The sequence below is a fragment of the Serratia sp. BNK-17 genome (genome assembly GCF_048684935.1).
GTDB lineage: Bacteria > Pseudomonadota > Gammaproteobacteria > Enterobacterales > Enterobacteriaceae > Serratia > Serratia nematodiphila.
Genome location: NZ_JBLQTR010000001.1, coordinates 2,136,011 through 2,161,493 on the forward strand (window position 1 = coordinate 2,136,011; position 25,483 = coordinate 2,161,493).

The 25,483-nt window shown below is 58.2% G+C and carries 25 protein-coding genes and 1 tRNA gene; 11 read left to right on the plus strand and 15 right to left on the minus strand.

Going from position 1 to position 25,483, the window contains the following annotated elements; translation table 11 throughout:
* The first annotated feature begins 259 nt into the window (after positions 1-259).
* Entirely contained in the window at positions 260-790 is a 531-nt protein-coding gene (ssb1, locus tag ACMGF7_RS10170) for a single-stranded DNA-binding protein SSB1 (protein WP_004936793.1), read from the plus strand.
* Between the two features lie 85 nt (positions 791-875).
* Here ssb1 and ACMGF7_RS10175 read toward each other — a convergent pair whose 3' ends face one another.
* The 3 genes from ACMGF7_RS10175 to ACMGF7_RS10185 form a co-directional block, all read right to left on the minus strand.
* On the minus strand, positions 876-1,796 hold the full coding sequence (locus ACMGF7_RS10175; RefSeq protein WP_273890108.1) for a cyclase family protein: 921 nt from the start codon (positions 1,794-1,796) through the stop codon (positions 876-878).
* 254 nt (positions 1,797-2,050) lie between these two features.
* The gene (locus tag ACMGF7_RS10180; RefSeq protein WP_004936800.1) at positions 2,051-2,263 is read right to left on the minus strand and encodes a DUF1471 domain-containing protein; all 213 of its coding nucleotides are present in this window, start codon (positions 2,261-2,263) and stop codon (positions 2,051-2,053) included.
* Positions 2,264-2,496: 233 nt separating this feature from the next.
* Positions 2,497-3,246 carry a 3-oxoacyl-ACP reductase family protein gene (locus tag ACMGF7_RS10185; protein WP_004936803.1) on the minus strand — a complete coding sequence of 250 codons (750 nt, stop codon included), beginning with the start codon at positions 3,244-3,246 and terminating at the stop codon, positions 2,497-2,499.
* A gap of 127 nt (positions 3,247-3,373) precedes the next feature.
* On the opposite strand from ACMGF7_RS10185, the gene ACMGF7_RS10190 reads away from it, so the two are divergent.
* Positions 3,374-4,291, plus strand: a complete 918-nt coding sequence (locus tag ACMGF7_RS10190; protein WP_273890109.1) for a LysR family transcriptional regulator — start codon at positions 3,374-3,376, stop codon at positions 4,289-4,291.
* Between the two features lie 55 nt (positions 4,292-4,346).
* Here the strand turns inward: ACMGF7_RS10190 and bhsA are convergent, their stop codons facing one another.
* Entirely contained in the window at positions 4,347-4,607 is a 261-nt protein-coding gene (gene bhsA / locus ACMGF7_RS10195) for a multiple stress resistance protein BhsA (protein WP_004936809.1), read from the minus strand.
* Between the two features lie 195 nt (positions 4,608-4,802).
* Here bhsA and ACMGF7_RS10200 point away from each other — a divergent pair, with 195 nt between their 5' ends.
* The 5 genes from ACMGF7_RS10200 to ACMGF7_RS10220 all read left to right on the plus strand — a co-directional run bounded on the left by ACMGF7_RS10200 (position 4,803) and on the right by ACMGF7_RS10220 (position 9,908).
* Positions 4,803-5,246 (plus strand): lipocalin-like domain-containing protein, encoded by a 444-nt coding sequence (locus tag ACMGF7_RS10200; protein ID WP_004936812.1) that lies wholly within the window; start codon positions 4,803-4,805, stop codon positions 5,244-5,246.
* Entirely contained in the window at positions 5,243-5,911 is a 669-nt protein-coding gene (locus ACMGF7_RS10205) for a glutathione S-transferase family protein (RefSeq protein ID WP_004936814.1), read from the plus strand. Before ACMGF7_RS10200 ends, ACMGF7_RS10205 begins: the two co-directional genes overlap by 4 nt.
* A 47-nt stretch (positions 5,912-5,958) precedes the next feature.
* The gene (locus ACMGF7_RS10210) at positions 5,959-6,366 is read left to right on the plus strand and encodes a VOC family protein (protein ID WP_420286428.1); all 408 of its coding nucleotides are present in this window, start codon (positions 5,959-5,961) and stop codon (positions 6,364-6,366) included.
* Positions 6,367-6,699: 333 nt separating this feature from the next.
* Positions 6,700-8,061, plus strand: a complete 1,362-nt coding sequence (locus tag ACMGF7_RS10215; protein WP_004936819.1) for an NCS2 family permease — start codon at positions 6,700-6,702, stop codon at positions 8,059-8,061.
* 197 nt (positions 8,062-8,258) lie between these two features.
* Entirely contained in the window at positions 8,259-9,908 is a 1,650-nt protein-coding gene (locus ACMGF7_RS10220; RefSeq protein ID WP_004936822.1) for a Na+/H+ antiporter, read from the plus strand.
* Between the two features lie 73 nt (positions 9,909-9,981).
* On the opposite strand, the gene ACMGF7_RS10225 is transcribed toward ACMGF7_RS10220, so the two are convergent.
* Positions 9,982-10,869, minus strand: a complete 888-nt coding sequence (locus ACMGF7_RS10225) for a LysR family transcriptional regulator (protein WP_004936826.1) — start codon at positions 10,867-10,869, stop codon at positions 9,982-9,984.
* 139 nt (positions 10,870-11,008) lie between these two features.
* On the opposite strand from ACMGF7_RS10225, the gene ACMGF7_RS10230 reads away from it, so the two are divergent.
* Both ACMGF7_RS10230 and ACMGF7_RS10235 read left to right on the plus strand, forming a co-directional pair.
* Entirely contained in the window at positions 11,009-11,431 is a 423-nt protein-coding gene (locus ACMGF7_RS10230) for a CidA/LrgA family protein (RefSeq protein ID WP_004936830.1), read from the plus strand.
* Positions 11,424-12,113: an LrgB family protein gene (locus ACMGF7_RS10235; protein WP_004936833.1), complete on the plus strand. Its 690-nt coding sequence runs from the start codon at positions 11,424-11,426 to the stop codon at positions 12,111-12,113. Before ACMGF7_RS10230 ends, ACMGF7_RS10235 begins: the two co-directional genes overlap by 8 nt.
* A gap of 41 nt (positions 12,114-12,154) precedes the next feature.
* Here ACMGF7_RS10235 and ACMGF7_RS10240 read toward each other — a convergent pair whose 3' ends face one another.
* From ACMGF7_RS10240 to lpxO, 4 genes are all read right to left on the minus strand, one after another.
* A complete protein-coding gene (locus ACMGF7_RS10240) occupies positions 12,155-16,093 on the minus strand; it encodes a non-ribosomal peptide synthetase (RefSeq protein WP_273874984.1) in 3,939 nt (1,312 codons plus the stop codon).
* 700 nt (positions 16,094-16,793) lie between these two features.
* Positions 16,794-17,489, minus strand: coding sequence for a CTP synthase (locus tag ACMGF7_RS10245; RefSeq protein ID WP_021505130.1), 696 nt, complete (start codon positions 17,487-17,489; stop codon positions 16,794-16,796).
* Between the two features lie 115 nt (positions 17,490-17,604).
* On the minus strand, positions 17,605-18,525 hold the full coding sequence (lpxP, locus tag ACMGF7_RS10250; RefSeq protein ID WP_044030347.1) for a kdo(2)-lipid IV(A) palmitoleoyltransferase: 921 nt from the start codon (positions 18,523-18,525) through the stop codon (positions 17,605-17,607).
* 299 nt (positions 18,526-18,824) lie between these two features.
* A complete protein-coding gene (gene lpxO, locus ACMGF7_RS10255; RefSeq protein WP_004936848.1) occupies positions 18,825-19,730 on the minus strand; it encodes a lipid A hydroxylase LpxO in 906 nt (301 codons plus the stop codon).
* Between the two features lie 248 nt (positions 19,731-19,978).
* Between lpxO and ACMGF7_RS10260 the strand changes: the two genes are divergently transcribed.
* Together ACMGF7_RS10260 and ACMGF7_RS10265 are read left to right on the plus strand one after the other, a co-directional pair.
* Complete coding sequence (locus tag ACMGF7_RS10260; RefSeq protein ID WP_004936850.1) at positions 19,979-20,320, plus strand: hypothetical protein; 342 nt, start codon at positions 19,979-19,981, stop codon at positions 20,318-20,320.
* Positions 20,321-20,465: 145 nt separating this feature from the next.
* On the plus strand, positions 20,466-20,696 hold the full coding sequence (locus ACMGF7_RS10265) for a hypothetical protein (RefSeq protein ID WP_126180945.1): 231 nt from the start codon (positions 20,466-20,468) through the stop codon (positions 20,694-20,696).
* 74 nt (positions 20,697-20,770) lie between these two features.
* On the opposite strand, the gene fis is transcribed toward ACMGF7_RS10265, so the two are convergent.
* The 6 genes from fis to ACMGF7_RS10295 form a co-directional block, all read right to left on the minus strand.
* Positions 20,771-21,067 carry a DNA-binding transcriptional regulator Fis gene (gene fis / locus ACMGF7_RS10270; protein ID WP_000462905.1) on the minus strand — a complete coding sequence of 99 codons (297 nt, stop codon included), beginning with the start codon at positions 21,065-21,067 and terminating at the stop codon, positions 20,771-20,773.
* On the minus strand, positions 21,049-22,053 hold the full coding sequence (gene dusB / locus ACMGF7_RS10275) for a tRNA dihydrouridine synthase DusB (protein WP_004936856.1): 1,005 nt from the start codon (positions 22,051-22,053) through the stop codon (positions 21,049-21,051). Before dusB ends, fis begins: the two co-directional genes overlap by 19 nt.
* A 393-nt stretch (positions 22,054-22,446) precedes the next feature.
* Positions 22,447-23,328 carry a 50S ribosomal protein L11 methyltransferase gene (gene prmA, locus ACMGF7_RS10280; protein WP_015379202.1) on the minus strand — a complete coding sequence of 294 codons (882 nt, stop codon included), beginning with the start codon at positions 23,326-23,328 and terminating at the stop codon, positions 22,447-22,449.
* Between the two features lie 11 nt (positions 23,329-23,339).
* Positions 23,340-24,785, minus strand: coding sequence for a sodium/pantothenate symporter (gene panF / locus ACMGF7_RS10285; protein WP_004936863.1), 1,446 nt, complete (start codon positions 24,783-24,785; stop codon positions 23,340-23,342).
* Positions 24,775-25,017 (minus strand): YhdT family protein, encoded by a 243-nt coding sequence (locus ACMGF7_RS10290; protein WP_004936865.1) that lies wholly within the window; start codon positions 25,015-25,017, stop codon positions 24,775-24,777. The genes panF and ACMGF7_RS10290 overlap by 11 nt, the downstream gene beginning before the upstream one ends.
* Before the next feature lie 220 nt (positions 25,018-25,237).
* Positions 25,238-25,314: transfer RNA gene (locus tag ACMGF7_RS10295), tRNA-OTHER, on the minus strand.
* Positions 25,315-25,483 lie beyond the last annotated feature (169 nt).

Genomic DNA, 25,483 nt, shown 5'->3' on the forward strand with positions numbered 1-25,483 from the left:
TGATACACCGCGCCTGTCGCGATTTTTGCGGGGGATTTTGTGATGGATCTCGCAAAAAACCGGCACAGCCTGGTCGAAACGCATAATTATGACACAAAAAAACCTGAATGAATATCCAGTATGCGAATGCAACAAGGTCGATCGAAAAGACAATTCTGGAATGCAATTCGCACTTATCAACACGGGTGTGGTTTCGTACTCAGCGTGGTAAACTGACGCGTTTATACTGTGTAGAAATCAATCATCGGGAGAAGTGCTCATGGCCAGCAGAGGCGTAAACAAAGTAATTCTGGTCGGGAATCTGGGTCAGGATCCAGAAGTCCGTTACATGCCGAACGGCGGCGCAGTGGCCAACATTACCCTGGCGACCTCCGAAAGCTGGCGTGACAAGGCGACCGGCGAACAGAAAGAGAAGACCGAGTGGCACCGCGTCGTGCTGTTCGGCAAACTGGCCGAAGTGGCGGGTGAATACCTGCGTAAAGGCTCTCAGGTCTACATCGAAGGCTCCCTGCAGACCCGTAAATGGCAGGATCAGAGCGGCCAGGATCGCTACACCACCGAGATCGTGGTTAACGTCGGCGGCACCATGCAGATGCTGGGCGGCCGTCAGGGCGGCGGCGCACCGGCCGGTCAATCTGCCGGTGGCCAGGGCGGTTGGGGCCAACCTCAGCAGCCACAGGGCGGCAACCAGTTCAGCGGCGGCCAGCAGCAGTCTCGCCCGGCGCAGAACAGCGCACCGGCGACCAGCAACGAACCACCAATGGATTTCGACGACGATATTCCGTTCTAAGCCTGGCGACAGCGCTAAAAAAACCCCGCTCAGGCGGGGTTTTTTGTGTTCGTTAGCCGCTGATTTTCTGCGGCGGTGTCGCCAATCAGTAAATTGCTACCGGGTTGATATTGACCTGGGTTGAACCGACATACAGCGGTTGCCCCAGTACGAACAGGAATTCCCAGGTTTTCGTGCGCACCAGCGGGCGGCTGTCGATCAGCTCCAGGTTATAGACGCCGCGTTTGGCCAGCAGGTACTGGTTGACCGGGAACTCTTCGTCATTTTTCGGGTTAGGGTAAACTTCGGAGGCCCAGGTATCACCGCCGAAGGCCACGATGCCTTGGTCGGCCAACCATTTCGCCGCTTCCATGCCGATGCCCGGTTCAACTTCCAGGAACTTTTTATTGTCTTTGCCAATCAGCTCCAGCCAGCCGGTGTTGAACAAGACAACGTCGCCTTTGCGTAAACTGATGCCCTGCTTTTTAAGCACCGCTTGAATATCCGCAACGGAAAATTCGGTGCCGCCCGGAACGATCGCTTTATTATAATAAGCCGTCATATCGAGTACGACACCGCGTGTGACCATGGGCGGCACTTTTTCCACGCCCAATTTTTTCACGCCATCTACGGTGACGAAATCCGCCGCCTTATTGCCGTTATAATAAACATTGTCGATGCCGATATGGCCAATGCCATTCAACTGAGTGCCGACGCCGGTCCAGGCATTCACCAATTCATCATTAAAGGTGAATTTATTTGGGCCAAGCGTTTTACCGTCCTGCTGACCAGGCTGAATATTATATAGGCGGAAGCTGCGGTGGCGGAACGCCGGGAAATCTTTATCGACGGGCACCGCCAATGGCAATGTCTTGCCTTGTTTTACCAACTGCACAGACTGTAATACGACCTCAGGCGTGAGCAGGTTGGCCGCGCCGATTTCGTCTTTTGCGCCGTAAACGGAAGGATACCAGTCTGACGACTGCACAGCGGATTCTGCGGCGTGCGCGGGCACTGCGGCCAGCAAGGGCAGCAAGAGGGAGAGGCGATACAATGATTTCATCAGTGACTCATCCTTATAACGGAGTATTGCAGGGCGAATGAAAGTGAGCCTCCGGAAATTGGCGGCGTGAGGCCGCCGAATAATAATCGGTGAGGGAACGGCTCATTTTTTCTGTGTACTGGGTACGTCAGCGTGATTTTAAAAAAGCGCCCGGCGATGATTTCCTTAATCATGCGGTAATGAATAACGCCGTATGCACGGCGTTATCGCTAAACGCATTATTTTTTCAGTTCTGCACTCATAGTGACGAAATTGCCCATGTAGGCGCTGGTAATTTTGTAGCCGCTTGCGCCGGCTTCTTGCGCTTTTTTAGCGATGAGGGCTTCGGTGGAATCCAGTGTTCTGCCGGTTGCGGTCACGCTTTCTGCCGCGGCGTTAAACGACAGCATGGAAAACAGAGCGAGTGAAATAACGGTGGTCATGGTTTTCATATCTTTATCCTGTGTTCGAAGGTTCGAAAAATAAGGGTGTCCGGTATGACACGATGGAGCGAAGGATAAAGACGTCGGGCTGGTGAATAAATAACAGAATCGTCAATAAACTATTCCATTTTTGCGCATAAACTAATTCTATTATTGTCTTTCAAGGCCGAATATGCCGTGCGAGGTGAGAAGCGGTCGTCGGGGAGCGAATGAAAAAAAAGCCCCTTGCGGGGCTTTGAGCGCTACGCCGAGAAGCCGCCGTCGATGCTCAGACTGGCGCCGGTGATATAACCCGCCTGCGGGCCCGCCAGGTAGGCGACGAAACCGGCGATTTCTTCATCTTTGCCGTAACGGCCGATCGCCATCAGCTGCTTGAGCTGATCGGCGAACTCGCCGGCGTCCGGGTTCATTTCGGTGTCCACCGGGCCGGGCTGCACGTTATTGACGGTGATGCCGCGTGGGCCGAGATCGCGCGCCATGCCCTTGGTCAACCCGACCAGCGCCGATTTGCTCATCGCGTACACCGCCGCGCCGCCGAACGGCACGCGCTCGGCGTTGGTGCTGCCGATGTGGATGATACGGCCGCCGTCGTTCATGTGGCGCGCCGCCTCCTGGCTGGCGACGAATACGCTGCGTACGTTGACCGCCAGCATGCGATCCAGGTCGTCCAGCGCCAGTTCCTCGGTGCCGCCCAGCGTAAATACCCCGGCGTTGTTCACCAGAATATCCAGGTTGCCGAAGTGACTCACCGCCTGGCGAACCGCCTGCTGCAGCGCCGCAGCATCGGCGCTGTCGGCCTTGATGGCGAGGGCTTTGCCGCCGGCGGCGGTAACGGCGCTCGCCACCGCTTCGGCGCGATCGGCCGAGGCGGCGTAGGTAAAGGCGACGGCGGCGCCCTCGCTCGCCAAGCGTTTAACGATGGCGGCGCCGATGCCGCGGGAACCGCCCTGAACGAATGCGACTTTGCCTTGCAGTGGGAGTGCTGTGGTCATGTTATTTCTCCAGAGTGGATGAGGGTAAAGTGTCGGCATTCAGTATCGGAGATCGCTTGCACGGCCACTAGCCACAAAGAGCTATAATCAGTTAAAACCATTAGTTTAAAATCCATAAGGAAAAAGCATGCTGGGACATCTGGAGTGCTTCGTCAGCAGCGCGGAAAACGGCAGTTTCTCCGCCGCCGGCCGCAAGCTGGGCCTCAGCCCGGCGGCGGTAAGCAAGAATGTCACCCGGCTGGAGGCGGTGGTCGGCGTGCGGCTGTTTCAACGCAATACCCGCAAGTTGATCCTCACCGAAGCAGGCGAGCGTTTTCTCGGTGAGGTGAGCGGCGGGTTGCAATCGATCCAGTGTGCATTGAAGGGGTTGAGCAGCGGCGGCGGCGCGGCGGCCGGCGGCTTGAAGGTCAGCATGGGCACCGCCTTCGGCCTGCACTTCGTGTTGCCGATGCTGCCGATGTTTTTGACGCAGTACCCGGCGATTGTACCGGACTGGCATTTCGACAATCGCCAGGTGGATCTGATCGGTGAGAACTTTGACGCTGCGCTGGGCGGCGGCATCGAGTTGGCGCAGGGGATGATTGCTCGCGAGCTGGCGCCCGCGCATGGCGTATTGGTCGCTTCGGCAGAATACTTGCGGCAGCGGCTGCCGTTGACGGAGCCGGAGCAACTGGCGCAACACGCCGGGATTTTCATCCGTTCGCCGCAGACCGGGCGCATTCGCCACCAGCCGCTGCGAAATGCCCAGAATGAGCAGCGTGCGCCGGGGATGACGGTCAGCATGACGGTCAATGAACCGGAAGCGGCGGCGCGGGCGGCGGAAATGGGATTGGGCATCGCGCTGATCGGCATGCCGAATGCGGCGCCTTATCTGGAAAGCGGCCGTCTGAAGCGGGTTCTGCCGGGCTGGTATGTCGATCGCGGCAGCGTGTATCTCTATTTTCCCACCACCAAATTCTTACCGACCAAAACCCGGGTGTTCGTCGATTTCATCACCGAACAGTTCCGCCTGCAGAAGTTGGCGGCGCGCTTTGACGCCCGCTAAAACGAGAAAAGCCCCTTGCGGGGCTTCTTTCTTCCGTCGGTTGGCTGTCCGACGATCAGTTGAAGATTTCTGCGGTGCCGTACAGTTTGTTCTGACCACCGGCGGCGACGATGCGGTAGGCGCTGGCGCCCGAAGCGGCGGCTTTGCTGGCCAGTTCGCTTTCCAGCGCGCTCAGGTTAGCGGCGCCGCTCACGGTGACGACGCCGATCTTCTGGGCGTCTGCAGCAGGTTGGCTGGAAGGCAGGTCAGCGGCGAAGGTAGCGAAAGAAGCGGTAGCCAGCAGCGCAGCGGTAGCAAAAATTTTGACGTTTTTCATGATGCGTTCCTCAGAGTGTTTGTTAGGTGAGAGCCCGTTGTCTCTCGATGTGTTAAATACTAGTGCACCAGATGTGAATAAAAAATCGGAGAGTTTTGAGCATCTCTGTCAAATAAATTGATTATTTTTCATCCGCTGGCGCGGGGCAACAATCGCCACTACCCTTTACAGACGATCCTTAACCGGAGAAGCGTCATGACGATGAATGCGTTTATCGGCAGTTGGGCGTTGGTGTCGTCGGCGTTCAAAAACCAGAACGGCGAGCTGAATTACCCGCTGGGCGAGCAGGTGTTGGGGCGCATCCACTATGAGGCCAACGGCACGATGGCGGCGCAGCTATACAGCGCCGTACGGCCGCGTTTCGTCGCCGACGATTTGGCGCAGGGATCCGAGCGGGAGATCCATGCCGCCTTCATCAATATGATTTGCTACTTCGGCCGTTATCAGGTGGAAGAAAGCGAGCAACGGGTGGTGCATCAGGTTGAAGGCTGCTCGTTCCCCAATTGGATAGGCAGCCGTCAGGTGCGTTTTTACGCCTTTAACGCCGATCGGCTGACGTTGCGCACGGTGCCGCTGCAGCTCGGCAACGGCGTGCAGGTTGGCGAACTGGTGTGGCAGCGGACAGGAGCGTCGTCATGATCATCGTTCATCATCTCAATCACTCGCGGTCGCAGCGCATTCTGTGGTTTCTGGAAGAGCTGGGCGTGCCCTATCAGGTGCAACGCTACGAGCGCGATCCGAACACCATGCTGGCGCCGCCGGCGCTGAAAAAGATCCACCCGTTGGGTAAATCGCCGGTGATCGTCGATGGCGATCTGACGCTGGCGGAATCCGGCGCCATTATCGAATACTTGCAGGAAGCCTACGACGCACAGGGCATGTTTATGCCAACCGACTTCCACGCGCGTCAGCAATACCGCTACTGGCTGCACTACGCCGAAGGATCGCTGATGCCGCTGTTGGTGATGAAGCTGGTGTTCAGCCGTCTCGGCCAGCCGCCGATCCCCTGGCTGCTGCGGCCGGTGGCCGGCGCGATCGGCAAAGGCGTGCAGCGGGAATACCTCGACAAGCAGATCGCGCCGCACTGCGAATTCCTCGAACAGCACCTGAATAAGGGCAGTTGGTTCGTTGGCAACGACTTCAGCGCGGCGGATATTCAGATGAGCTTCCCGCTGGAGGCGATGGCGGCGCGCGGCGCGTTGGATGATTGCCCGAAACTGCGCGGCTTCCTGCAGCGCATTCACGCCCGGCCCGCCTACCAGCGGGCATTGGAGCAGGGCGGCCCTTACGACCTGCTGAGTTAAGCGGATGGGCTATACTCGATGGGGTCATTCTTCATCGGAGGTAGCCCATGGCTACGCAAATCTTCGTTAACCTGCCCGTACGCGATCTGCCCGCCTCAATGGCGTTTTTCACCCAGCTCGGCTTCAGCTTCAACCCGCAATTTACCGACGATACCGCCGCCTGCATGGTGGTCAGCGACACGATTTACGTGATGCTGCTGACCCACGACAAATTCAGGATGTTTACCCCGAACCCGATCGGCGACGCCAAACAGGCCACCGAAGTGTTGGTGTGCCTGTCGCAACCCAGCCGGGCGGCGGTGGACGAACTGGTGCGCAAGGCGATCGCCGGCGGCGGCAATACCTATCATCCGCCGCGGGACTATGGCGTGATGTACGGCCACGGATTTCAGGACCTGGACGACCATATCTGGGAATTGATGTATATGGATCCCGCGGCGGTGCAGGCGCAATAAGCTCGCCGTGAAGCAGGTCGGCAGGGGCGCCGGATCGCCCCGTCTTTTCGCGCAGAAGCCATTCCCGCCGTTTTCTGCATAAATTGCCGCGATCTTTAGTTGATTAGACGCTAGGGAAGGCAGGATAATCGTTTGCCTTGAATAAACCACCATAAATCACCCGTACCGCGCGCTGCGAGTTAAACGTTTGCCTGGGTGCGCATCGCCGTTGGCGGTGTGGCATAAGGGCAGGGATGCGGAACGTGACGTAAACGATTACGTGGCGATCGGGCGCGGGCGAGATTACAGGCCTGCTGTGACGGGCCGATTCATGAAACACAGGGGAAGTAACCTATGTCGAACTCTCAAGCGAACCACGCCGCAAAACCAACCGGCGGGCTTGATGGCTATTTTAAAATTTCCGCGCGCGGCAGCAGCGTGCGTCAGGAGGTGGTGGCGGGGCTGACCACCTTCCTGGCGATGGTGTACTCGGTGATCGTGGTGCCGAGCATGCTGGGCAAAGCGGGTTTCCCGCCGGCGGCGGTGTTTGTCTCCACCTGCCTGGTGGCCGGTCTGGGGTCGCTGTTGATGGGGCTGTGGGCTAACCTGCCGATGGCCATCGGCTGTGCGATCTCGTTGACCGCCTTTACCGCCTTCAGCCTGGTGCTGGGCCAGCACATCAGCATTCCGGTGGCGCTGGGCGCGGTGTTCCTGATGGGCGTGCTGTTTACCATTATCTCGGTCACTGGCATCCGCGCCTGGATCCTGCGCAACCTGCCGATGGGCGTGGCGCACGGCACCGGCATCGGCATCGGGCTGTTTCTGCTGCTGATCGCCGCCAACGGCGTCGGCCTTGTGGTGAAGAACCCGCTGGATGGCTTGCCGGTGGCGCTCGGTGCTTTCACCTCTTTCCCGGTCGTCATGACGCTGGTCGGCCTGGCGGTGATCTTCGGCCTGGAGAAACTGCGCGTGCCCGGCGGCATTTTGCTGGTGATCATCGCCATTTCCATCATCGGCCTGATCTTCGATCCGGCGGTGAAATACCAGGGGCTGTTCGCCATGCCGAGCCTGGCGGACGCTGACGGCAAATCGTTGATCTTCAGCCTGGATATCATGGGCGCATTGCAGCCGGTGGTGTTGCCGAGCGTGCTGGCGCTGGTTATGACCGCGGTGTTCGACGCCACCGGCACCATCCGCGCGGTGGCCGGGCAGGCCAACCTGCTGGATAAAGATGGGCAGATCATCAACGGCGGCAAGGCGCTGACCTCGGATTCCCTGAGCAGCATCTTCTCCGGCCTGGTGGGCGCCGCGCCCGCTGCGGTTTATATTGAGTCCGCCGCCGGCACCGCCGCGGGCGGCAAGACCGGCCTGACCGCCACCGTGGTCGGCATTCTGTTCCTGCTGATCCTGTTCCTGTCGCCGCTGGCCTATCTGGTGCCGGTTTACGCCACCGCGCCGGCGCTGATGTACGTCGGCCTGCTGATGCTGAGCAATGTCACCAAGCTGGACTTCAACGACTTCGTCGACGCGATGGCCGGCCTGCTGTGCGCCGTGTTCATCGTGCTGACCTGCAACATCGTCACCGGCATCATGCTGGGCTTCAGCTCGCTGGTCATCGGCCGCATCTTCTCCGGCGAATGGCGCAAGCTGAACATCGGCACCGTGCTGATCGCCGTGGCGCTGGTGGCGTTCTACGCCGGCGGCTGGGCGATTTAAGCCGCTTGGGTTTCCCTCGCCCGCCGGGCGGGGGAGCCTGTTACGGCAATTCCCTTCTTAAGATAAGTCTTCTTCTGCTCTGCACCGCGTTTTGAAAGGCACAACAAGCTTTAACGGCTGTAAAAAAAGTGATCTACTATCGTGACCAACGCAGGCCCTGAGCCGATGTCGTCTGAATCGTAGAGTCTAAGGAAAGCATGGAAATCTTTTTTACAATCCTCATTTTGATCCTGGTGGTCTCCCTGTCCGGGGTGGTGACGCGCATGTTGCCGTTCCAGGTGCCGCTGCCGCTGATGCAAATCGCCATCGGGGCCCTGCTGGCCTGGCCGCATTTCGGGCTGCACGTCGATTTTGATCCCGAACTGTTCCTGGTGCTGTTCATCCCGCCGCTGCTGTTTGCCGACGGCTGGAAAACGCCGACGCGCGAATTCCTGCATCACGGGCGTGAAATTCTCGGCCTGGCGCTGGTGCTGGTGCTGATCACCGTGGTCGGCGTCGGTTATCTGATCTACGCCATGGTGCCGGGCATTCCGCTGGTGGCGGCCTTCGCCCTGGCGGCGGTGCTGTCGCCGACGGATGCCGTGGCGCTGTCCGGCATCGTCGGCAAAGGGCGGATCCCCAAGCCGATCATGGGCGTGCTCGAGGGCGAGGCGCTGATGAACGACGCCTCCGGCCTGGTGTCACTCAAGTTCGCCATCGCGGTGGCGATGGGCACCATGGTGTTCACCGTGGGCGGCGCGACCCTTGAATTCCTCAAAGTGGCGATCGGCGGCCTGCTGGCCGGCGTGGCGGTCACCTGGACCTACAGTAAATCGCTGCGGGTGATGAGCCGCTGGAGCGGCGACGATCCGGCGACCCAGATCGTGTTCCTGCTGCTGCTGCCGTTCGCGTCCTACCTGATCGCCGAACATATCGGCGTTTCCGGCATCCTGGCGGCGGTGGCGGCGGGGATGACCATCAGCCAGTCCGGCGTGATCCGCAACGCGCCGCTGGCGATGCGCCTGCGCGCCAACAGCGTGTGGGCGATGCTGGAATTCGTGTTCAACGGCATGGTGTTCATCATGTTGGGCCTGCAGCTGCCGGGCATTCTTGAAACCTCCATCCTGCAGGCGGAGCTGGATCCGACCATCCAGACCTGGTACCTGTTCGCCGACGTGGCCACCATCTACGCCGCGCTGCTGGTGCTGCGCTTCACCTGGCTGTGGGTGATGAAGAAGGCCAGCAACCGCTTTATGAAAAAGCGTCCGCTGCAGTTCGGCGATTACAGCACGCGTGAGCTGTGGGTGGCGTCGTTCGCCGGGGTGCGCGGGGCGATTACCCTGGCCGGTGTGCTGTCGATACCGCTGTTGCTGAGCGACGGCACCGCCTTCCCGGCGCGCTATCAGCTGGTGTTTATCGCCGCCGGGGTGATCCTGCTGTCGTTGATCGTCGGCGTGCTGGCGTTGCCGCTGCTGCTGCGCGGTGTGCAGGTCACCGACAAGAGCGCCAGCAAGCAGGAAGAGCGCATGGCGATCGCCATGGCGGCCGAAGTGGCGATTGAGAGCGTGAATAAAATGGAAGAGCGCCTGGTTGCCGATACCGAAGAAAACCTCGATCCGCAGGTGTTGAAAGAGGTCAGCTCGCGGGTGACGGGCATGCTGCGGCGGCGCATCGCGTCGAAAGACGATATCGAGAATGCGCTGGCGATGGAAAACCTCGAGCGGCGTTTCCGCCTGACGGCGCTGCGCGCCGAGCGCGGCGAGCTGTATCACCTGCGCGCCACGCAGAAAATCAGCAACGAGACGCTGCAAAAACTGCTGCACGATCTCGACCTGCTCGAAGCGCTGCTGATCGAACGCGAAGGGTAAATCTCAGAAGAGGAATAAACGTTTTCCTCTTTATTTCTGTCCTGAAGGGCCGCTTGTGCGGCCCTTTTTTTGGTTACTTGAGCGGCGGCCAGTAGTCGCGGCAGCAGGCGATCCAGGCCTGCGCGCTGTGCGACAGGTAGCTGCCCTGGCGCCAGATCAGGCCGATTTTCCACTCCATGCGCGGCTCCAGCGGCAGCCAGACCAGGTTTTCCTTGTCCAGCCAGCGACAAACCGGCTCCGGCAGCATGGCGATGCCCACGCCGGCCTGCACCATCGAGGCGAGAAAGTCCCATTGGCCGCTGCGCACCGCGATTTGCGGTTCAAAGCCGGCCAGGCGAAACGCCTTCATCAGCATCTTGTACAGCGCAAAGTCTTCGTTATAAATCAGGATCGGGCTGTCGGCCAATTCGGCGATATTGATGCTGGTGCGGTTGAGCCACTGCGGCGTGCGCGGCGCCACCACGCACATCGGATGGCCCAGCAGCGGCAGAAAGGTCAGCGGCTGCGCCGAATCGAAGGGCAGCACCGTCATCGCCAGATCCAATTCGCCGGACATCACCGCCTGTTCGACCGACAGCCCGCCCAGCTCGGAAATCTTCAATTCGATGCCGGGGTAGGTCTGGCGAAAGCGGCGGATCAGATCGGCGATCTGCCTGCCGACCATCGGCGGAATGCCCAGCCGCAGCACGCCCTTTTTCACCGAGCTAATGTCTTCCAGCTCCGCCTCCAACTGGCGGAACTCGTCGAGGATCGTCAGGCCGCGCTGGTACACCGCCTGGCCGCTGTCGGTCAGGCGCAGCTTGCGGCCTTCACGGATCAGCAGCGTGCATTCCAGCTCTTCCTCCAGATGCCGCAGCATTTTGCTGATGGTGGGCTGGGTGACGAACAGTTTTTCCGCCGCGCGGGTGAAGCTTTGCTGGCGCACCACTTCAACGAAGTAGCGCAGGGTGCGGACATCCACGTTAGGGTTCTCCTTGGGGACGCTACCGGCGGGAAACTATTCCCGGACGGCATGATGTCGATAATTTTAATTCATTTCAGGCGTGGTTTCCCGGCTGCGTATACTGTAGGCCGTCAATTATTGTTTGAGGTCATCTTTCATGTCTCTGGCGTTACGCCGCGTTGCCCCTTCCCTGCTGACCCGTTTGCAGGTGCCGATCCAGGTGGCGTTGTATGCGGCGCTGTTCCTGATCGCCGATCGTCTGGTGCAACAATTCCACCTGCCGCTCCCCGCCAATATCGTCGGCATGCTGATGCTGCTGGCGCTGATCCTGCTGCGCATTCTGCCGCTGAGCTGGGTCAAGGCCGGCTCCCGCTGGCTGCTGGCGGAAATGCTGCTGTTTTTCGTGCCGGCGGTGGTGGCGGTGGTCAACTATGCCCAGCTGCTGATGGTCGAAGGCTGGAAGATCTTTCTGGTGATCGCGGTCAGCACCATGCTGACGCTGGGCGCCACCGGGCTGGTGGTGGACAGGGTGTATCGGCTGGAGATTTGGCTGCAGCGGCGGAAGCAGCGCCATGAATGATTTCATCCTTAGCCTGGCCTGTTTTCTGGCGACGCTGGCGCTCTATTTCGCCAACAAGAAACTCTATCGCCGCCGCCGCACGTTGCTGCTGATGCCGCTGGTGCTGACGCCGATGATTCTGGTGTTGCTGCTGGTGGTCACCCACATCTCCTATCAGGACTACATCGGTGAAACCCACTGGCTGCTGTGGCTGCTGGGGCCAGCGACCATCGCCTTCGCGGTGCCGGTGTACGAGAACCTGCATATCATCCGTCGCCACTGGCTGTCGCTGACCGCCGGGGTAACGACCGCAGTGCTGGTGGCGGTGTACAGCTCGGTGTGGCTGGCGCGCCTGCTGACGCTGCCGGAAGAGGTGCAGCGTAGCCTGGCGGTGCGGTCGATCACCACGCCGTTCGCGCTGGAGGCCGCCAAGCAGATGGGGGGCCAACCGGACCTGGTGGCGTTGTTCGTGGTGATCACCGGGGTGTTCGGCATGGCGGTGGGCGACATTCTGTTTTTGCGACTGGCTGTACGCAGCCGCCTGGCGAAAGGGGCCGGATTTGGCGCCTCGTCGCACGGCGCCGGCACCGCCCGCGCCTATGAACTGGGGCCGCAGGAGGGCGTAGTGTCGAGCCTGGTGATGATGTTGGCCGGCATTATCACGGTGGTGGCCGCGCCACTGATCGGCCGGCTGATGTGGTAAGGAGGCGGTCTGCGGCGAACTGCGCCGCAGACCGTAGAGCGTCAAGGAAGGTTGCCTAGCATCGCCGGCGTGCGCGATGACTGTCGCAAGGCGCGTCCTATCTCCTCGTGGCTGAAGATAATGGAGTGATGATTGCAGGGCAACGGATGCACCTGCAGATGTTGACCGATTGCCGACAGGCCATTGTCGGCAATCGCCAGCAGTTCACGCTCATCGCCCAGGCCGGTGATATTCAGATTTGCATCTTCGGTCGCCTTGAACAGCGTGATGCGTGCATGTTGCAACGGTGCGCTGAGCGTTTGTTTTGCCAATGCCAGCTCCGTCGGCTCTGCCTTTAAGGCCCGGTCGGCGGCCTCGCCGTCAATACCCAACATGGCCAGCATCGCCGCCAGCATGCCCGGCTCGCTGCGGATCTGGAATGGGGTTCGGTAGAAGGTATCAAGCAGGAACAGTTGGATATCGCGATAGCCCTGGCTTTCCAGTTGAGCGGCCATCTCCAGCGCGATCAGGCCCCCTAGCGACCAACCCAACAGACGGACGGGGCGCGCCGGCGACAGCCGCATATGGCCGAGATAATACGCCGCCAGCTCGCGTAGCGAAGTGATGTGCGGCTGTTGGAACAGGTTGTAATTGTTGATGCCTAACACATTGAAATCTTTCTCTAAATAGTTCGCCAGATCGCGATACACGTCGCAGCCGGTGACGGCTGGGTGGATCATCCAGACGCTTTCGGCGGCGATGGCGTGATTCAGGCGCTCTACCTGTTTAAAGGTAAAACTGGCCTGATTCAGACGCGTCAACAGCTGCTGCAGGGGTTCTGAGGTGGCCGGCGTCGTTGCGGGCACACCGTCGGTGAGAATACGGGCCTGGCCGCGCAGCGTCGGGTGAGCAAACAGCGTCTTAATGCCTAACGAATGCCCGTGTCGCTTCAGTTTAACCAGCAGTTGAATGGCGTGCAGCGAATGGCCGCCCAGCGCGAAGAAATCATCGTCGCGGCCAATGCGCGTTGTGCCCAGCAGTTCGCTCCACAGTTCGGCCAACTGCTGTTCCTGCTCGCCTTGCGGGGCTTCATAAGCAGCGGTTTCCTGCATGTTGGCCGGTGCCGGTAACGCTTTGCGATCCAGCTTGCCGTTGGGCGACAGCGGAAAAGCATCCAGCCGGATAAAACAGGACGGCACCATAAAGTCCGGCAGGTGTTGCTGCAATTGCCGACGCCATTCGGCGGCGTCGGCCGTTTGCTCTGGGGCGATGACATAGGCGACCAGGCGCTTGCCGCCGCTTTCGTCTTCCCGCGCCAGAATGGCGGCGTCTTCAACCCCTGAACACTGTCTGAGCTGTTGCTCGATCTCGCCTAATTCAATGCGCAGGCCGTGGATTTTGACCTGGAAATCGTTTCTGCCCAGATACTCAATGTTGCCATCCGGCAGCCAGCGGGCCAGATCGCCGGTTTTATACAGGCGAGCCTGCGGCTCGGCGCTGAAAGGATCGGCGATAAATCGCTCGGCGCTCAGCGCCGCGCGGTTCAGATAACCACGGGCAACCTGAATACCACCGATATGCAATTCGCCGGCGATGCCAGGCGGTAACGGTTGCAGTTGGTCATCCAGAATATGGAGCTGGGTATTGGCGATCGGTTTACCGATCGGTACCAGTGGGCGAGGATCATCGGGCAGGCATTGCCAGCTGGAAACGTCTACGGCGGCTTCAGTCGGGCCGTAGAGATTGTGCAGTTCCGCCTGCGGCAACTGCTGCAGGCAGCGTTGTACCGTCGCGAGCGGCAACGCCTCGCCGCTGCACATAATGCGTTTCAGAGAGGCACACTGCGCCATATCGCCGTGGCGCAGAAACAGTTGCAGCATCGAGGGGACGAAATGCAGTGTGGTCACGCCGTGCTGCGCGATGCAGGCGCTGAGATAATCCGGCTCCTGGTGACCGCCCGGTTTGGCGATGGCCAGCCGGGCGCCGACCATCATCGGCCAGAAAAACTCCCAGACAGAGACGTCGAAGCTGAACGGCGTTTTCTGCAGCACGACATCATCCGGCGTCAGTGTATAAGCCTTTTGCATCCACAGGAGTCGGTTGATCACCCCACGGTGTTCGTTCATTACCCCTTTGGGTTTCCCCGTCGAGCCGGAGGTGTAAATCACATAAGCCAGGCTGCGCTGTGGATCGGCGGCCAGCGGCGGCGGGTTGCCATCCGGCGCTTGCCGCCACAGATGGCTCTCACGCTGAAGATGCAATCGCGGCACGGCGATATCGCGCAGCGGATGCAGCGCGTGTTCGCCGCCATCGTCGATCAGAACGAATCTGGCGCCGCAATCTTGCAGCATGTGGCGCAGGCGGTCTTGTGGATAGTCGGGATCGAGCGGTACATAGGCGGCGCCCGCCTTCAGGATGGCGTACAGGGCAATCACCATATCCGGGCTGCGGTTGACGCATACCGCGATGCGATCGTCAGGCTGTAATCCCTGCAGCCTGAGAAAGGCAGCCAATCGATTCGCCCGCAGATTCAGCTGTTGATAACTGATCTCGTGGTCCTCGTAGCACAGCGCCGGCGCTTCTGGCGTCAGCGCGGCCTGCCGTTCCAGGAATTGATGTACGCCTTGCGGCATGTCTGCCCATGTTTGTCGGGTTTCATTCCATTGATGGAAGATTTGCTGTCTTTCCTGCGGCAACAGCAGCGGTAACTGCCCCAGCGGCAGCGCCGGATCGCCGTCCAGTAGCGTGTTCAGCAGGTGCAGCATGCGGGCGGCGATGCGCTCACCGTCTTCCTGACTGAACCAGGCCTGATTGAGGTTGAACTCCAACAGCGGGTCGTCGCCCGGATGGTAATGGCGCAGGTAGACGCCGAGGGGCAGCTGTTCCTGACCGTGGTGCAGGTTTTCCACCTTGAACTGGCTGCCTTCCAGTTCGATGTCGGTCGGAAAAACCTCCAGAGAAAAGCTGATGTCGAACAGCTGGCGCCGCTCCTGCTGATGCAGGTTCAACTGGCGGTTGAGTTCGGCAATGGGAAAACGCTGGTGACGATAACACTGGCGCAGCTCGCTGCCGATTTGCCGCAGTAAGTGGCCGAAGGATTGCTGTGAATCGACCGTGATGCGCAGTGGGATCATCGAGGAAAACATGCCCAATGTTTGCTTATGTTCGGCGGTACTGCGGTTATGTACCGGCACGCCCAGCGTGAATTGATCGGTTTGCCAAATCCGGGCGAACCAGGTGGCCAGCAAAGCGCTAAAAAAATGCATTGCAGAACCGCCCTGTGCGGCGGCGTATTGTTCCAACTGTAGGAAACGCTCGCGTGGCAACCGCTTGATTATCTGATGGCTGGGGTAGGTTTGTTGCTCACAGTGATTTTGGCGGCGTTCCAGCATGGAGGGGGGCGCGTCGATGAAACGCTTCAACCAGAAATCACGATCGCGCTCGTAGCGTGGAGACTGCTGATAGGTGCGATCGCTGATGACGAAGTCTTGGTAACGCGAGCGGGGGGCTTCGTTTTTTATCCCTGCTTTTAATTGTTTATAGCGCTCCATGATCATTTTGCTCAGCAGGGAAATTGAGGTGCCGTCCGCAATCAGGTGATGGGAAGCAAGCAGCCATAGCGTGCTGGAACCGCTGACTTTGGCCAGGTGGCAGCGCCAAAGCAGGCTGTCATACAGTGAATAAGGCTGCAGGAATTGAGAACGAAGGTGTGTTTCCGCCAGGCTGATGGCATCTTGTCTGTGCGAAAAATCGTGGTAATGCAGGTCGATATAGGCCCGGTCGCAGGTTTCCTGGGTAATGCCTTGCGGCGTTTCTTTCAGCGTGGTTTGCAACGCATCATGTTGTTGCTGTATTTGCCGTATGGCTTCTTGAAACAGCGGTAGCGAAATCTCGCGCTCTACGCGCCATAAACACCCAACGTTATATAAGGGGATATCGGGGTTTAAAGATTGGTCTAGCCACACGGCTTGTTGCACGGTCGTCAGGGAATAAGCGGACACGGAACCACCTCCACAAATAAGGAATGAATCGAATTAAATAAAGTGAGTCGCAGCCAAGCACTCGAACATTATAAAAGGTGATTATTAAGTTGGCCTGTTTTCACATTAAATATTTTTAATGATTTTATTTGATTATAATAAATTCAATGATTTTAGCGTTAATGATTTGTATTTTATTTATTTTTAAACTAATTTTTTGCCATTACTTTTGTGGCGTGTTAATTACGATTGACTGGTTTTTCTACGTGGTATTAGTAAGTGAAATTATGTAATTTATTGTTTTATTTGTGTTTTTTATTTTTTAAAAAAAAGGGCGGAGCTGAGGAGGTTCGTGGGCGATAACGGAGTGGTATCTCAGCGGGCAAGTTCGGTTGCTTCTCCGCAAGAGATAACAGGCTGAATCATAAAAAATTATAAAGAATCTCTTATGCTGTATTATTATAAAAGAAATAATAATGAATAATAAGAAGTAAAGCTTATTGTGATTTCATGCATTTCTTTATTCGTAATTCTGCTGTTAACTTTCATAGGAGTATGACGTTTCAATTAAACTGCGATGAATGATCCGTTATTGGGCAATTAATGGATTAACTTTAATGAGATAATAAATGTGAAACGTTGATGCCGAGTGATACCCGAAATGAAAGGCGCAACGAGAACCCTGTCTCGCTGCGGCCCGATCCTACCGGGAGGTAGCAGGTTAGCAGACGGCGGCTTTGACGAGTTCCACCACCAGCGGCGAAAGCTCGCCGCGCAGTGCAGCGCGTTCTGATTGAAACAGCGTGGCGACGTAAAAACGCCGCTCCGGCAGTTCGATGGCGCGCACGTCGCCTTCGGCATCGTGGCCGCTGATAATCAACGGGAAGCGCTCAAGGTCGGCGACGAAGTCCGGAGCCACGCCAAAGTTGCAGTGGTAGCCTTCATGGGTGTTCAGGCTGCCGTAGGCCTGCGCGACACGGGTGTCAGGCTGAAAAACGATGTCGCCGGTTTTTTCCACCAGCGAGCAGCTCAGCGGGGCGATCACCAACCGGCCACCGCTGTCGGTTTCCGCATGGCCGGCATCGTGCCAGCCCATCACGTTGCGGGCGTACTCGATGATGGCGTACTGAAAGCCGCCGCAGGAACCGAGGAACGGCACGTCGTTTTCCCGCGCATGCCTGATCGCCATAAAGGCGCCGTCGTCGTGACAATATGGGCTGCCTGGCACCACCCAGATGGCATCGAAATCTTGCAGGACATCGGGGGAGGTCAGGGTTTCGGTCGGTAGCCACTGGGGCTGCACGTCGATGTCGAGATGGGCGGCGGTGAGCTGGAGCGCCACGGGGATGGCCTGATGGGCCACGGCTTGCGGGTTGTAATCACCGACCAGAGCAATGCGGACTTGAGCTTTCATCATTTCCTTTCCTGTGCGGGTAAAGAGGGAGATTACAGGAAAGCGAAATGTTGAGCCGCAGATTTTTTAAACGCGGCGCACAAAAAAGCCCGGCGTCGGCCGGGCTGGAAAACGGGGTTCAGTACAGCGACGGCGCGCCGACCGGCCGGGTTTTGAAGCGGCGATGCAGCCACAGATATTGCTCCGGCGCCCGCATGATCTCTTTTTCGATCACTTTGTTCATATAAGCCGCCGCCGCCTGTTCGTCGCTGAGCGGGTAGTCTTCCAGAGCCGGCTGGATCAGCAGGTCGTAGCCGCGGCCGCCTTCACGGCGGATCAGCACCACCGGCACCAGCGCCGGGTTGGCCATGCGCGCCAGCATGAAGGTGCCGCTGGTGGTGGCGGCCTGATCGACGGCGAACAGCGGCGCGAATACGCTGCCGCGCGGGCCGTAATCTTGATCCGGCGCGAACCATACCGCCTCACCGCGCTTGAGTGCGTGCACCATGCCGCGCAGATCCTTGCGATCGATCATCGCCTTGTTGGAGCGCATGCGGCCCTTGGTTTGCGCCCACTCCATCGCCTTGTTGTTGTGCGGGCGGTACATCGCCATCATCGGTTGGCACAGGCCCATTGCCCGGCCGCCCAGCTCAAGCGACATAAAGTGCACGCCGATCACCAGCACGCCGCGGTCGTCACGCTGCGCCATTTTGAGGTGGTTGATGCCGGAGACGTTAAACCAGCGCTTAACGCGTTTATCCGACCAGAACCAGGCCATGCCGGTTTCCAGCAGGCCCATGCCGAGGGACTCAAAGTTGCCCACTACTTTACGCTCGCGCTGTGTTTCGTCCATTTCGGGGAAGCACAGTTCGAGGTTGCGGCGGGTGATGGCGACGCGACGCTTAAGAAAGCGCATCGAGGTGCGCCCCATCCATACGCCAAGGCGGTTAAGCAGCGGGTAGGGGAGTTGCACCAGCAGGAACAACAGGGCCAGACCGAACCAGGTCAGCCAGTAGCGCGGGTGCAGCAAGGAAAGTTGAAATCTCTTTTGGCGTTTCATAGCAGCTCGTTTATGCGTTAGGGGGGTAGCAACCTGTAGCGCATAAAGGATCCACTCGATAGCGATACAACGACTCAGACACCCGGGGACGGCCAGGGTTTAGTCAGAATTCCATAATTGACTAAACATTTACATTCGAAGGGCGGTTTGCGCTGCTATCAGGCTTCGGAGGGATAGCTGTTGGCCAGCGGAGGCGGCTCTAGGAATGCGTATGTTAACACAGGGTACGGGGTTCAGAGGAAGAGAGGCATGCGAATATTCTCATTCGCATTGCCTCTGGATTGACGATTGGCGACGGTTTACAGGCTGGGGAGGATGATGGCGGCGAAAATGGCGGCGATCACCAGCCATTTCAGCAGGTAGTAACCGCGGCGATTACGCGCCTTCAGGCGCTGGCCGGCGTCGCGCACCGCGTTGACGTATTTGAAGATGCGGTTGATGCCGCCGGTGCGGTCCTGATCGTCGTTCGGCGAACTGGCCGCCGACATCAGCGTAGCGCCGACCCAGTGGTTGACCGCCTGCGCCCAGCGCCATTTCATTGGCCGCTCGACGTCGCAAAACAGAATGATGCGCGTCTGGTCGGTGGCGTTTTGCGCCCAGTGCACGTAGGTTTCGTCGAAGATCACCGCCTGGCCGTCGCGCCAGCTGTGCTGCTCGCCGTCCACCTCGATGAAGCAGCGATCGTCGTTAGGCGTCATCAGCCCCAGGTGGTAGCGCACCGAGCCGGCGTAAGGATCGCGGTGTTTACCCAAATGGCTGCCGGGCGGCAGCTCGGCGAACATCGCCGCCTTGACCGATGGGATGCGGTTGAGCAGCTCGACGGTTTTCGGGCACAGCGTTTGCGCCGAAGGGTGACTGTCGCTGTACCATTTCAGATAGAAACGTTTCCAGCCGCGTTTGAAGAAGGTGTTGAAGCCGGCGTCGTTATGCGACTGCGCCTTTTTGATGTGATCCTGCAAACGCACGGCTTCCTCGCGGATCACCTGCCAGTTGTCGGTCAGCGTTTGCAGCTCCGGGAAGCCTTTTTCGTCGAAATAGGGCTGTTTGGCGGGCAAACGCGAGAAACCGGTCATAAACATGTTGATCGGCCCCATAAACGTGGAGTGATCGAACAGCTGACGGGTAAGCTTTTGTTTCTCTTTGCCGCGGGAGTGTGCGTAGAGGAAGCTGATGATAAAAATGCCGATAATGATCGCGGCAACCATAGAATCCATCCCTGTTGGTGCTTGTTAAAAATTCGTACAAATTATAGTTTTATGACAGGAAAAATTTAACTTTTTCGTGCGCTTTCCCTGCGTGTGCTGCTTGTTGGCATAAAAAATCAATAAAATGATTTGTAATGAAATTTTATATCGATTTTTTTGGTTTTAGTCCTATTCTTAAATCGTTCAAGGGGTGTTTCATGCCATCTTGTTTCATGACGAATGGCACGTATCTGAGAAAAGAGGGACTTATGAAAAAATCAATCATTGCCTTGTCTGCACTGCTGCTCGCTTCCCCGGTGTTCGCTGCTGAAACCGCGACCGACACCGCCGCTCACGCCAGCAACGAAGTTGTCGCCGAGGCGCACAAAGGGGCGGATACCGCCAAAGAAAAGCTGCACCAGTCTCAGGACAAGGGTGAAGAGCTGAAGCTGAAAGCCAAGCATGCCGCCGAAGGCAAGAGCGACAGCGTCGGCAGCAAAGTGAGCGAAGGTTCGCAAAAGGCCTGGCACTCCACCAAACAGGGATCGGAGAAGGCTTGGGACAAGACCAAGCAAGGGGCGGAAAGCCTCAAGAACAAAGTGACCGAGTAAGGTCTCCGCTTTACCCCAAGGGCCGCGCAGCGGCCTTTTTTATTGCCTGCAATCCAGAGCCGATGCCCCGCTTTGTCGCCCCGATTAAAACGTGAGAGTATTCTTCATCGATTGGCGACTCAATCGTAAGCAAGAAGGAAGCGCTATGAAATCCCACTGGATAAGGCGGTTATTGACACCCCCACCAGCCTGGACAGGCAGAGCATCGGTTATCTTGGGCCTGCTGGTGTTTGTGGTGTTGAGCGGGCTGGATAGCCTGGGCGTGGATTTGGACGGGTGGAAGCGCTACGTGATGATCGCGGGCGTGGCGGGTATTTGCTATTTCTTTGCCGGATATATCGATAAGCGCATTCCGCGCAAATCCTTGCCAATGTAGGCACAAGTCAGAAAAAGAAAAAGGCGCTTATCAAATGAGATAAAGCGCCTTTTCAACACGTTAACTGACTAGTATCAGTTCATGCCGTATTTTTTCAGCTTCTTGCGCAGCGTGCCGCGGTTGATGCCCATCATCAGGGCTGCGCGGGTCTGGTTGCCACGGGTGTATTGCATCACCATGTCCAACAGTGGCTGTTCAACTTCAGCCAGTACCAGCTCATACAGGTCATTTACGTCTTGACCGTTCAGTTGAGCAAAATAGTTCTTCAGTGCTTGTTTAACCGAGTCACGCAGAGGCTTTTGAGTCACCTGATCTTGTGAGTTAACGGTAGAAACGGTCAGTACGTCAGAATTTACGCGTTGTTCGAACATAGTTCTGTCAGCTCTTTTTTTACGCTAAGATTTTCGAAATATGCCTCCAACGCCTCCAGCTGTTCGCTGGCATCCTCTATGGCGTTGAATGTGCGCCGAAACTGGTCATTCGGAGCGTGTTCCTGGAGATACCAGGACACGTGCTTACGAGCAATCCGGAATCCCTTGCCTTGGCCATAGAAGCCGTGCAATTCCCGAATGTGCCCAATCAACAAGCGCTTCACCTCGCCAAGCGGCAGCGGCGGCAGCAACTCCCCAGTGTCCAGATAATGCTGGATTTCCCGGAAGATCCAGGGTCTCCCCTGAGCAGCGCGGCCTATCATCAGGGCATCGGCCCCGGTGTAGTCGAGCACTGCTCTGGCTTTATGCGGGTCAGTAATATCCCCATTCGCGATAATCGGAATGGAAACACTCTGCTTAACTGCCCGAATGCTGTCGTATTCCGCGTCGCCGTTAAACAGACAGGCGCGGGTTCGGCCGTGAATCGTCAGGGCCTGAATACCACAGTCTTCGGCCAGTTGGGCAATCTCTACACAGTTACGGTGCTCTGGCGCCCAGCCGGTGCGAATCTTCAGCGTTACCGGCACATCCACCGCGTCAACCACCGCGTGGAGGATCCGTTTTACCAGATCCGGGTACTGCAACAAGGCGGACCCGGCAAGCTTCCGGTTCACTTTTTTGGCCGGGCATCCCATATTGATGTCGATGATCTGCGCGCCGCTGGCCACGTTGATACGCGCGGCGGCGGCCATATCATCAGGATCGCATCCGGCAATCTGCACGGAGCGGATCCCTGGTTCATCGCTATGCACCATACGCAGACGCGACTTATCCGTCCGCCACACCTCCGGATTGGAGGAGAGCATTTCGGATACAGCCATCCCAGCACCCATTGCATGACAGAGGGTTCTGAACGGGCGATCTGTAATACCGGCCATCGGGGCCGCAATCAGGCAATTAGTAAGCTGGTGGTGTCCAATGCGCATAGACAAAGAGTGACCATACTGTGTCCGCAAGGGCGCGTATATTACGCATTTTTGCGCCGAGATGAAAGGCCAAACTTTAACCAATCGGCTCGCTATTAGGGCAAAAAATGCGCTGCGCAGTGATTCATAAAAATATTGTATATATTTTACAATGAGTTGACGAAAAGTGCTTGTTTTGTGTGCGGTAAAATATTCGCCTTTGCGCAGGATATTATCTGCATTCGCCCGCTATTTTTGCCGGGATAACCTGCCTGGAAGGCGCATTGTCAGGGCGATCCATCGTTGAAAGGCAAAAAATTGCATAAAATTTTGTCTTGCCCGTGAGGCGATCGCCGGACAAAAAAAATCCACCGGCGCGGGGCCGGTGGATGAGGGAGCAATATACCGTGACGCTTACTTACGGCGGCCGGTGATGCGGCACCACTCTTCACGCTCGGCGACCGGATCGAGCGTGAACTTTTCTTCGTAGGCTTGTGCAACGCTGCTCGCCTGGCTGGCCAGCACGCCGGACAGCCCCAAATGACCGCCGGCCTTCGGCAGGCAACCGATCAGCGGCGCCAGTTCGCGCAGCGGGCCGGCGAGGATGTTGGCGACCACCACGTCCGCCAGCAGGTCCGCCGGCTGGTCTTTCGGCAGATACAGCTCCAGACGCTCTGAGACGCCGTTACGCTGCGCGTTGTCGCGGCTGGCCTGAATGGCCTGGGGATCGATGTCGATGCCGATAGCGCGCGCCGCACCCAGCTTCAGCGCGGCGATCGCCAGGATGCCGGAACCGCAGCCGAAATCGATGACGGTTTTGCCGGCCAGATCGAGGCCGTCCAGCCACTGCAGACACAGCGCGGTGGTCGGGTGGGTGCCGGTGCCGAACGCCAGGCCCGGATCGAGCATCACGTTGACCGCGTCGGGATCCGGCACGTCGCGCCAGCTCGGGCAGATCCACAAGCGCTCGCCGAAGCGCATCGGGTGGAAGTTGTCCATCCATTCGCGCTCCCAGTCCTTGTCTTCCAGCTGCTCTATCTTGTGGCGGAATCCGGCGCCCAGCAGCGGGTGCTGTTCCAGCATCGCCACCACCTCGGTCATATCGGTTTCCGCGTCGTACAGGCCGATCACATCGGTATCGCCCCACAGCAGGGTTTCACCCGGCAGCGGCTCGAACACCGGGTTGTCGTGGGTGTCCTGGAAGGTCACCGACACGGCGCCGCTTTCCACCAGCGCGTCGCTCAGGTCTTCCGCCTGGCTGCCGGTGGTGTTCAGTTTGAGTTGGATCCAAGGCATAGCAATTCTCTTCAAGAGGGTAATGATGACGCCGCCCGGCGCTTTTCGCCGACGACGTTACCGAGATAAAACGCCAACAGGCTGAGCAACAGCGAAGGCACGATAGGATGCAGCCCCGCCGGTTGCAGGTTGAAGCTGGCCAATAGCGTATAGCATACCGCACCCGACACCATTGAGCTAAGCGCTCCCTGAGCATTGGCTCGTTCCCAATACAGGCCCAGCACCAGCGGCCACAGGAAGACCGCCTCCAGCCCGCCGAAAGCCAGCAGGTTGAGCCAGATGATCATCTCCGGCGGGCGCCAGGCCGCCAGCAGCACCAGCAGGCCGAGGATCAGCGTGGTCAGGCTGGAGAAGCGCTTGATCAGCCGCTCGTTGTGGATCTGCTGCGGCCGCACGCCCAGGTAGAGATCCTTGATGATGGTGGCGGAGGATTGCAGCAACTGAGCGTTGATGGTCGACATGATCGCCGCCATCGGCGCCGCCAAAAAGATCCCGGCGGCGTACGGCGGCAGAACGGTGATCATCAGCGTCGGGATCACCTGGTCGGGGATCTTGAGATCCGGCAACACCGCGCGGCCGAGCGCGCCGGCCAGGTGCATGCCGAACATCAGCACCGCCACCACCACGGTGCCGAGCAGAATGCCGCGATGCACCGCCTTGCTGTCCTTGTAGGAGATGCAGCGCACGGCGGTGTGCGGCAGGCCGATCACCCCGAAGCACACCAGGATCCAGAATGACGCCATAAACGGCAGGCTGAGGATCTGATCGCCGCCCTGCGGCGACACCAGCGCAGGATCGATCTGCTGCAGTTTGCTCACTGCGCTGTCCAGTCCGCCGGCGGCATGGATCACTGCCACCAGCAGCAGCACGGTGCCGAGCAGCATCACCAGCCCCTGCATGGCGTCGTTCAGCACGCTGGCGCGGAAGCCGCCGAAGGCGGTGTACAGCGCGATGCTGATGCCGAAGATCAACAGGCCGGTGTCGTAAGGAATGCCGGCGGCGGTCTCCAGCAGGCGTGCGCCGCCGATGAACTGCACCGTCATGGCGCCGAGGAACGCCACCAGCAGGCTGAGGCTGGCCAGCCACACCAGCAGGCGGCTTTGGTAGCGGCCATACAGCATGTCATTGAGAGTAATGGCGTTGTAGCGCCGCGCCAGGATGGCGAATTTCTTGCCCAGCACGCCGAGCGACAGCCACACCGCCGGCAGTTGGATCATCGCCAGCAGCACCCAGCCCAGGCCGTATTTGTAGGCGGCGCCCGGCCCGCCGATAAACGAACTGGCGCTGATGTAGGTGGCGGTCAGGGTCATCGCCAGCACAAAGCCGCCCATCGAGCGGTTGCCGAGGAAATATTCGCTGAGGAAGTTTCCGTTCTGGCGGCGCCGATAGGCGTACACCGACAGGCCGAACACCAGCAACAGGTAGGCGACCAGCGGCAGGATCACTTCAGTTTGCATCGCGGTCCTCCAGCGAAATGTCGCGGAACACCGTGCGCACCATCAGCCAGCACAGGCCGATGAACAGCAGCGGCACCAGCAGGCAGGCCATTTCGAACCAGTGCGGCAGGCCGGTGACGCCGATGGCGCTGTCCGGCAGGTAGGCCGCCAGCCCCCAGGCCAGCAGGTAGAGCAGCGTCAGCCCCAGCGCCCAGCGCGCTTCGCGGTGCGCCTGAATAAAGCGTTTGTCCATCAGTGTCCCCCATAGGTTTACGATGATGGCTTGTGACAAGAACAGATGAAGGAACAGGATTGTACGGAATGTGCGGCGTTTGGCTAATAAATTATTCACCTTTCCGGTGAACGCAACGGGGCGATGGAAAGAAAAGAGGGGGGTAAATATATAAATTTTTGCCGGTTTATTTCGATGATAAAATAATTAAAGAGAATGGGAAAAGGAATGGGTTTTATATTGGTTGGCGCAACCGGAATCGAACCAGGTGACCTCTGTGAAGTATGACACAGCGCTCTACCACTGAGCTACACGCCTGCAATAAACAAATTTATAACATCTCCTAATCATTCATGTAAATAGATTTCTTTTATTTTTTGGCATTAAATAAATCGTTCGATTAAATAATGACCCGCATATCCTTCGCTATTTATTTACTGTGATTAATATCACGATAAAGCCGCCCCGTTAATACGTTTAAACAAGG

Coding starts and splice junctions, on each gene's coding strand:
- ssb1 (WP_004936793.1), top strand. CDS start 260: ATGGCCAGCAGAGGCGTAAACAAAGTAATTCTGGTCGGGAATCTGGGT.
- ACMGF7_RS10180 (WP_004936800.1), bottom strand. CDS start 2,263: ATGAAAACCATGACCACCGTTATTTCACTCGCTCTGTTTTCCATGCTG.
- ACMGF7_RS10185 (WP_004936803.1), bottom strand. CDS start 3,246: ATGACCACAGCACTCCCACTGCAAGGCAAAGTCGCATTCGTTCAGGGC.
- ACMGF7_RS10190 (WP_273890109.1), top strand. CDS start 3,374: ATGCTGGGACATCTGGAGTGCTTCGTCAGCAGCGCGGAAAACGGCAGT.
- bhsA (WP_004936809.1), bottom strand. CDS start 4,607: ATGAAAAACGTCAAAATTTTTGCTACCGCTGCGCTGCTGGCTACCGCT.
- ACMGF7_RS10200 (WP_004936812.1), top strand. CDS start 4,803: ATGACGATGAATGCGTTTATCGGCAGTTGGGCGTTGGTGTCGTCGGCG.
- ACMGF7_RS10205 (WP_004936814.1), top strand. CDS start 5,243: ATGATCATCGTTCATCATCTCAATCACTCGCGGTCGCAGCGCATTCTG.
- ACMGF7_RS10210 (WP_420286428.1), top strand. CDS start 5,959: ATGGCTACGCAAATCTTCGTTAACCTGCCCGTACGCGATCTGCCCGCC.
- ACMGF7_RS10215 (WP_004936819.1), top strand. CDS start 6,700: ATGTCGAACTCTCAAGCGAACCACGCCGCAAAACCAACCGGCGGGCTT.
- ACMGF7_RS10220 (WP_004936822.1), top strand. CDS start 8,259: ATGGAAATCTTTTTTACAATCCTCATTTTGATCCTGGTGGTCTCCCTG.
- ACMGF7_RS10230 (WP_004936830.1), top strand. CDS start 11,009: ATGTCTCTGGCGTTACGCCGCGTTGCCCCTTCCCTGCTGACCCGTTTG.
- ACMGF7_RS10235 (WP_004936833.1), top strand. CDS start 11,424: ATGAATGATTTCATCCTTAGCCTGGCCTGTTTTCTGGCGACGCTGGCG.
- ACMGF7_RS10245 (WP_021505130.1), bottom strand. CDS start 17,489: ATGATGAAAGCTCAAGTCCGCATTGCTCTGGTCGGTGATTACAACCCG.
- lpxP (WP_044030347.1), bottom strand. CDS start 18,525: ATGAAACGCCAAAAGAGATTTCAACTTTCCTTGCTGCACCCGCGCTAC.
- lpxO (WP_004936848.1), bottom strand. CDS start 19,730: ATGGTTGCCGCGATCATTATCGGCATTTTTATCATCAGCTTCCTCTAC.
- ACMGF7_RS10260 (WP_004936850.1), top strand. CDS start 19,979: ATGAAAAAATCAATCATTGCCTTGTCTGCACTGCTGCTCGCTTCCCCG.
- ACMGF7_RS10265 (WP_126180945.1), top strand. CDS start 20,466: ATGAAATCCCACTGGATAAGGCGGTTATTGACACCCCCACCAGCCTGG.
- fis (WP_000462905.1), bottom strand. CDS start 21,067: ATGTTCGAACAACGCGTAAATTCTGACGTACTGACCGTTTCTACCGTT.
- dusB (WP_004936856.1), bottom strand. CDS start 22,053: ATGCGCATTGGACACCACCAGCTTACTAATTGCCTGATTGCGGCCCCG.
- prmA (WP_015379202.1), bottom strand. CDS start 23,328: ATGCCTTGGATCCAACTCAAACTGAACACCACCGGCAGCCAGGCGGAA.
- panF (WP_004936863.1), bottom strand. CDS start 24,785: ATGCAAACTGAAGTGATCCTGCCGCTGGTCGCCTACCTGTTGCTGGTG.
- ACMGF7_RS10290 (WP_004936865.1), bottom strand. CDS start 25,017: ATGGACAAACGCTTTATTCAGGCGCACCGCGAAGCGCGCTGGGCGCTG.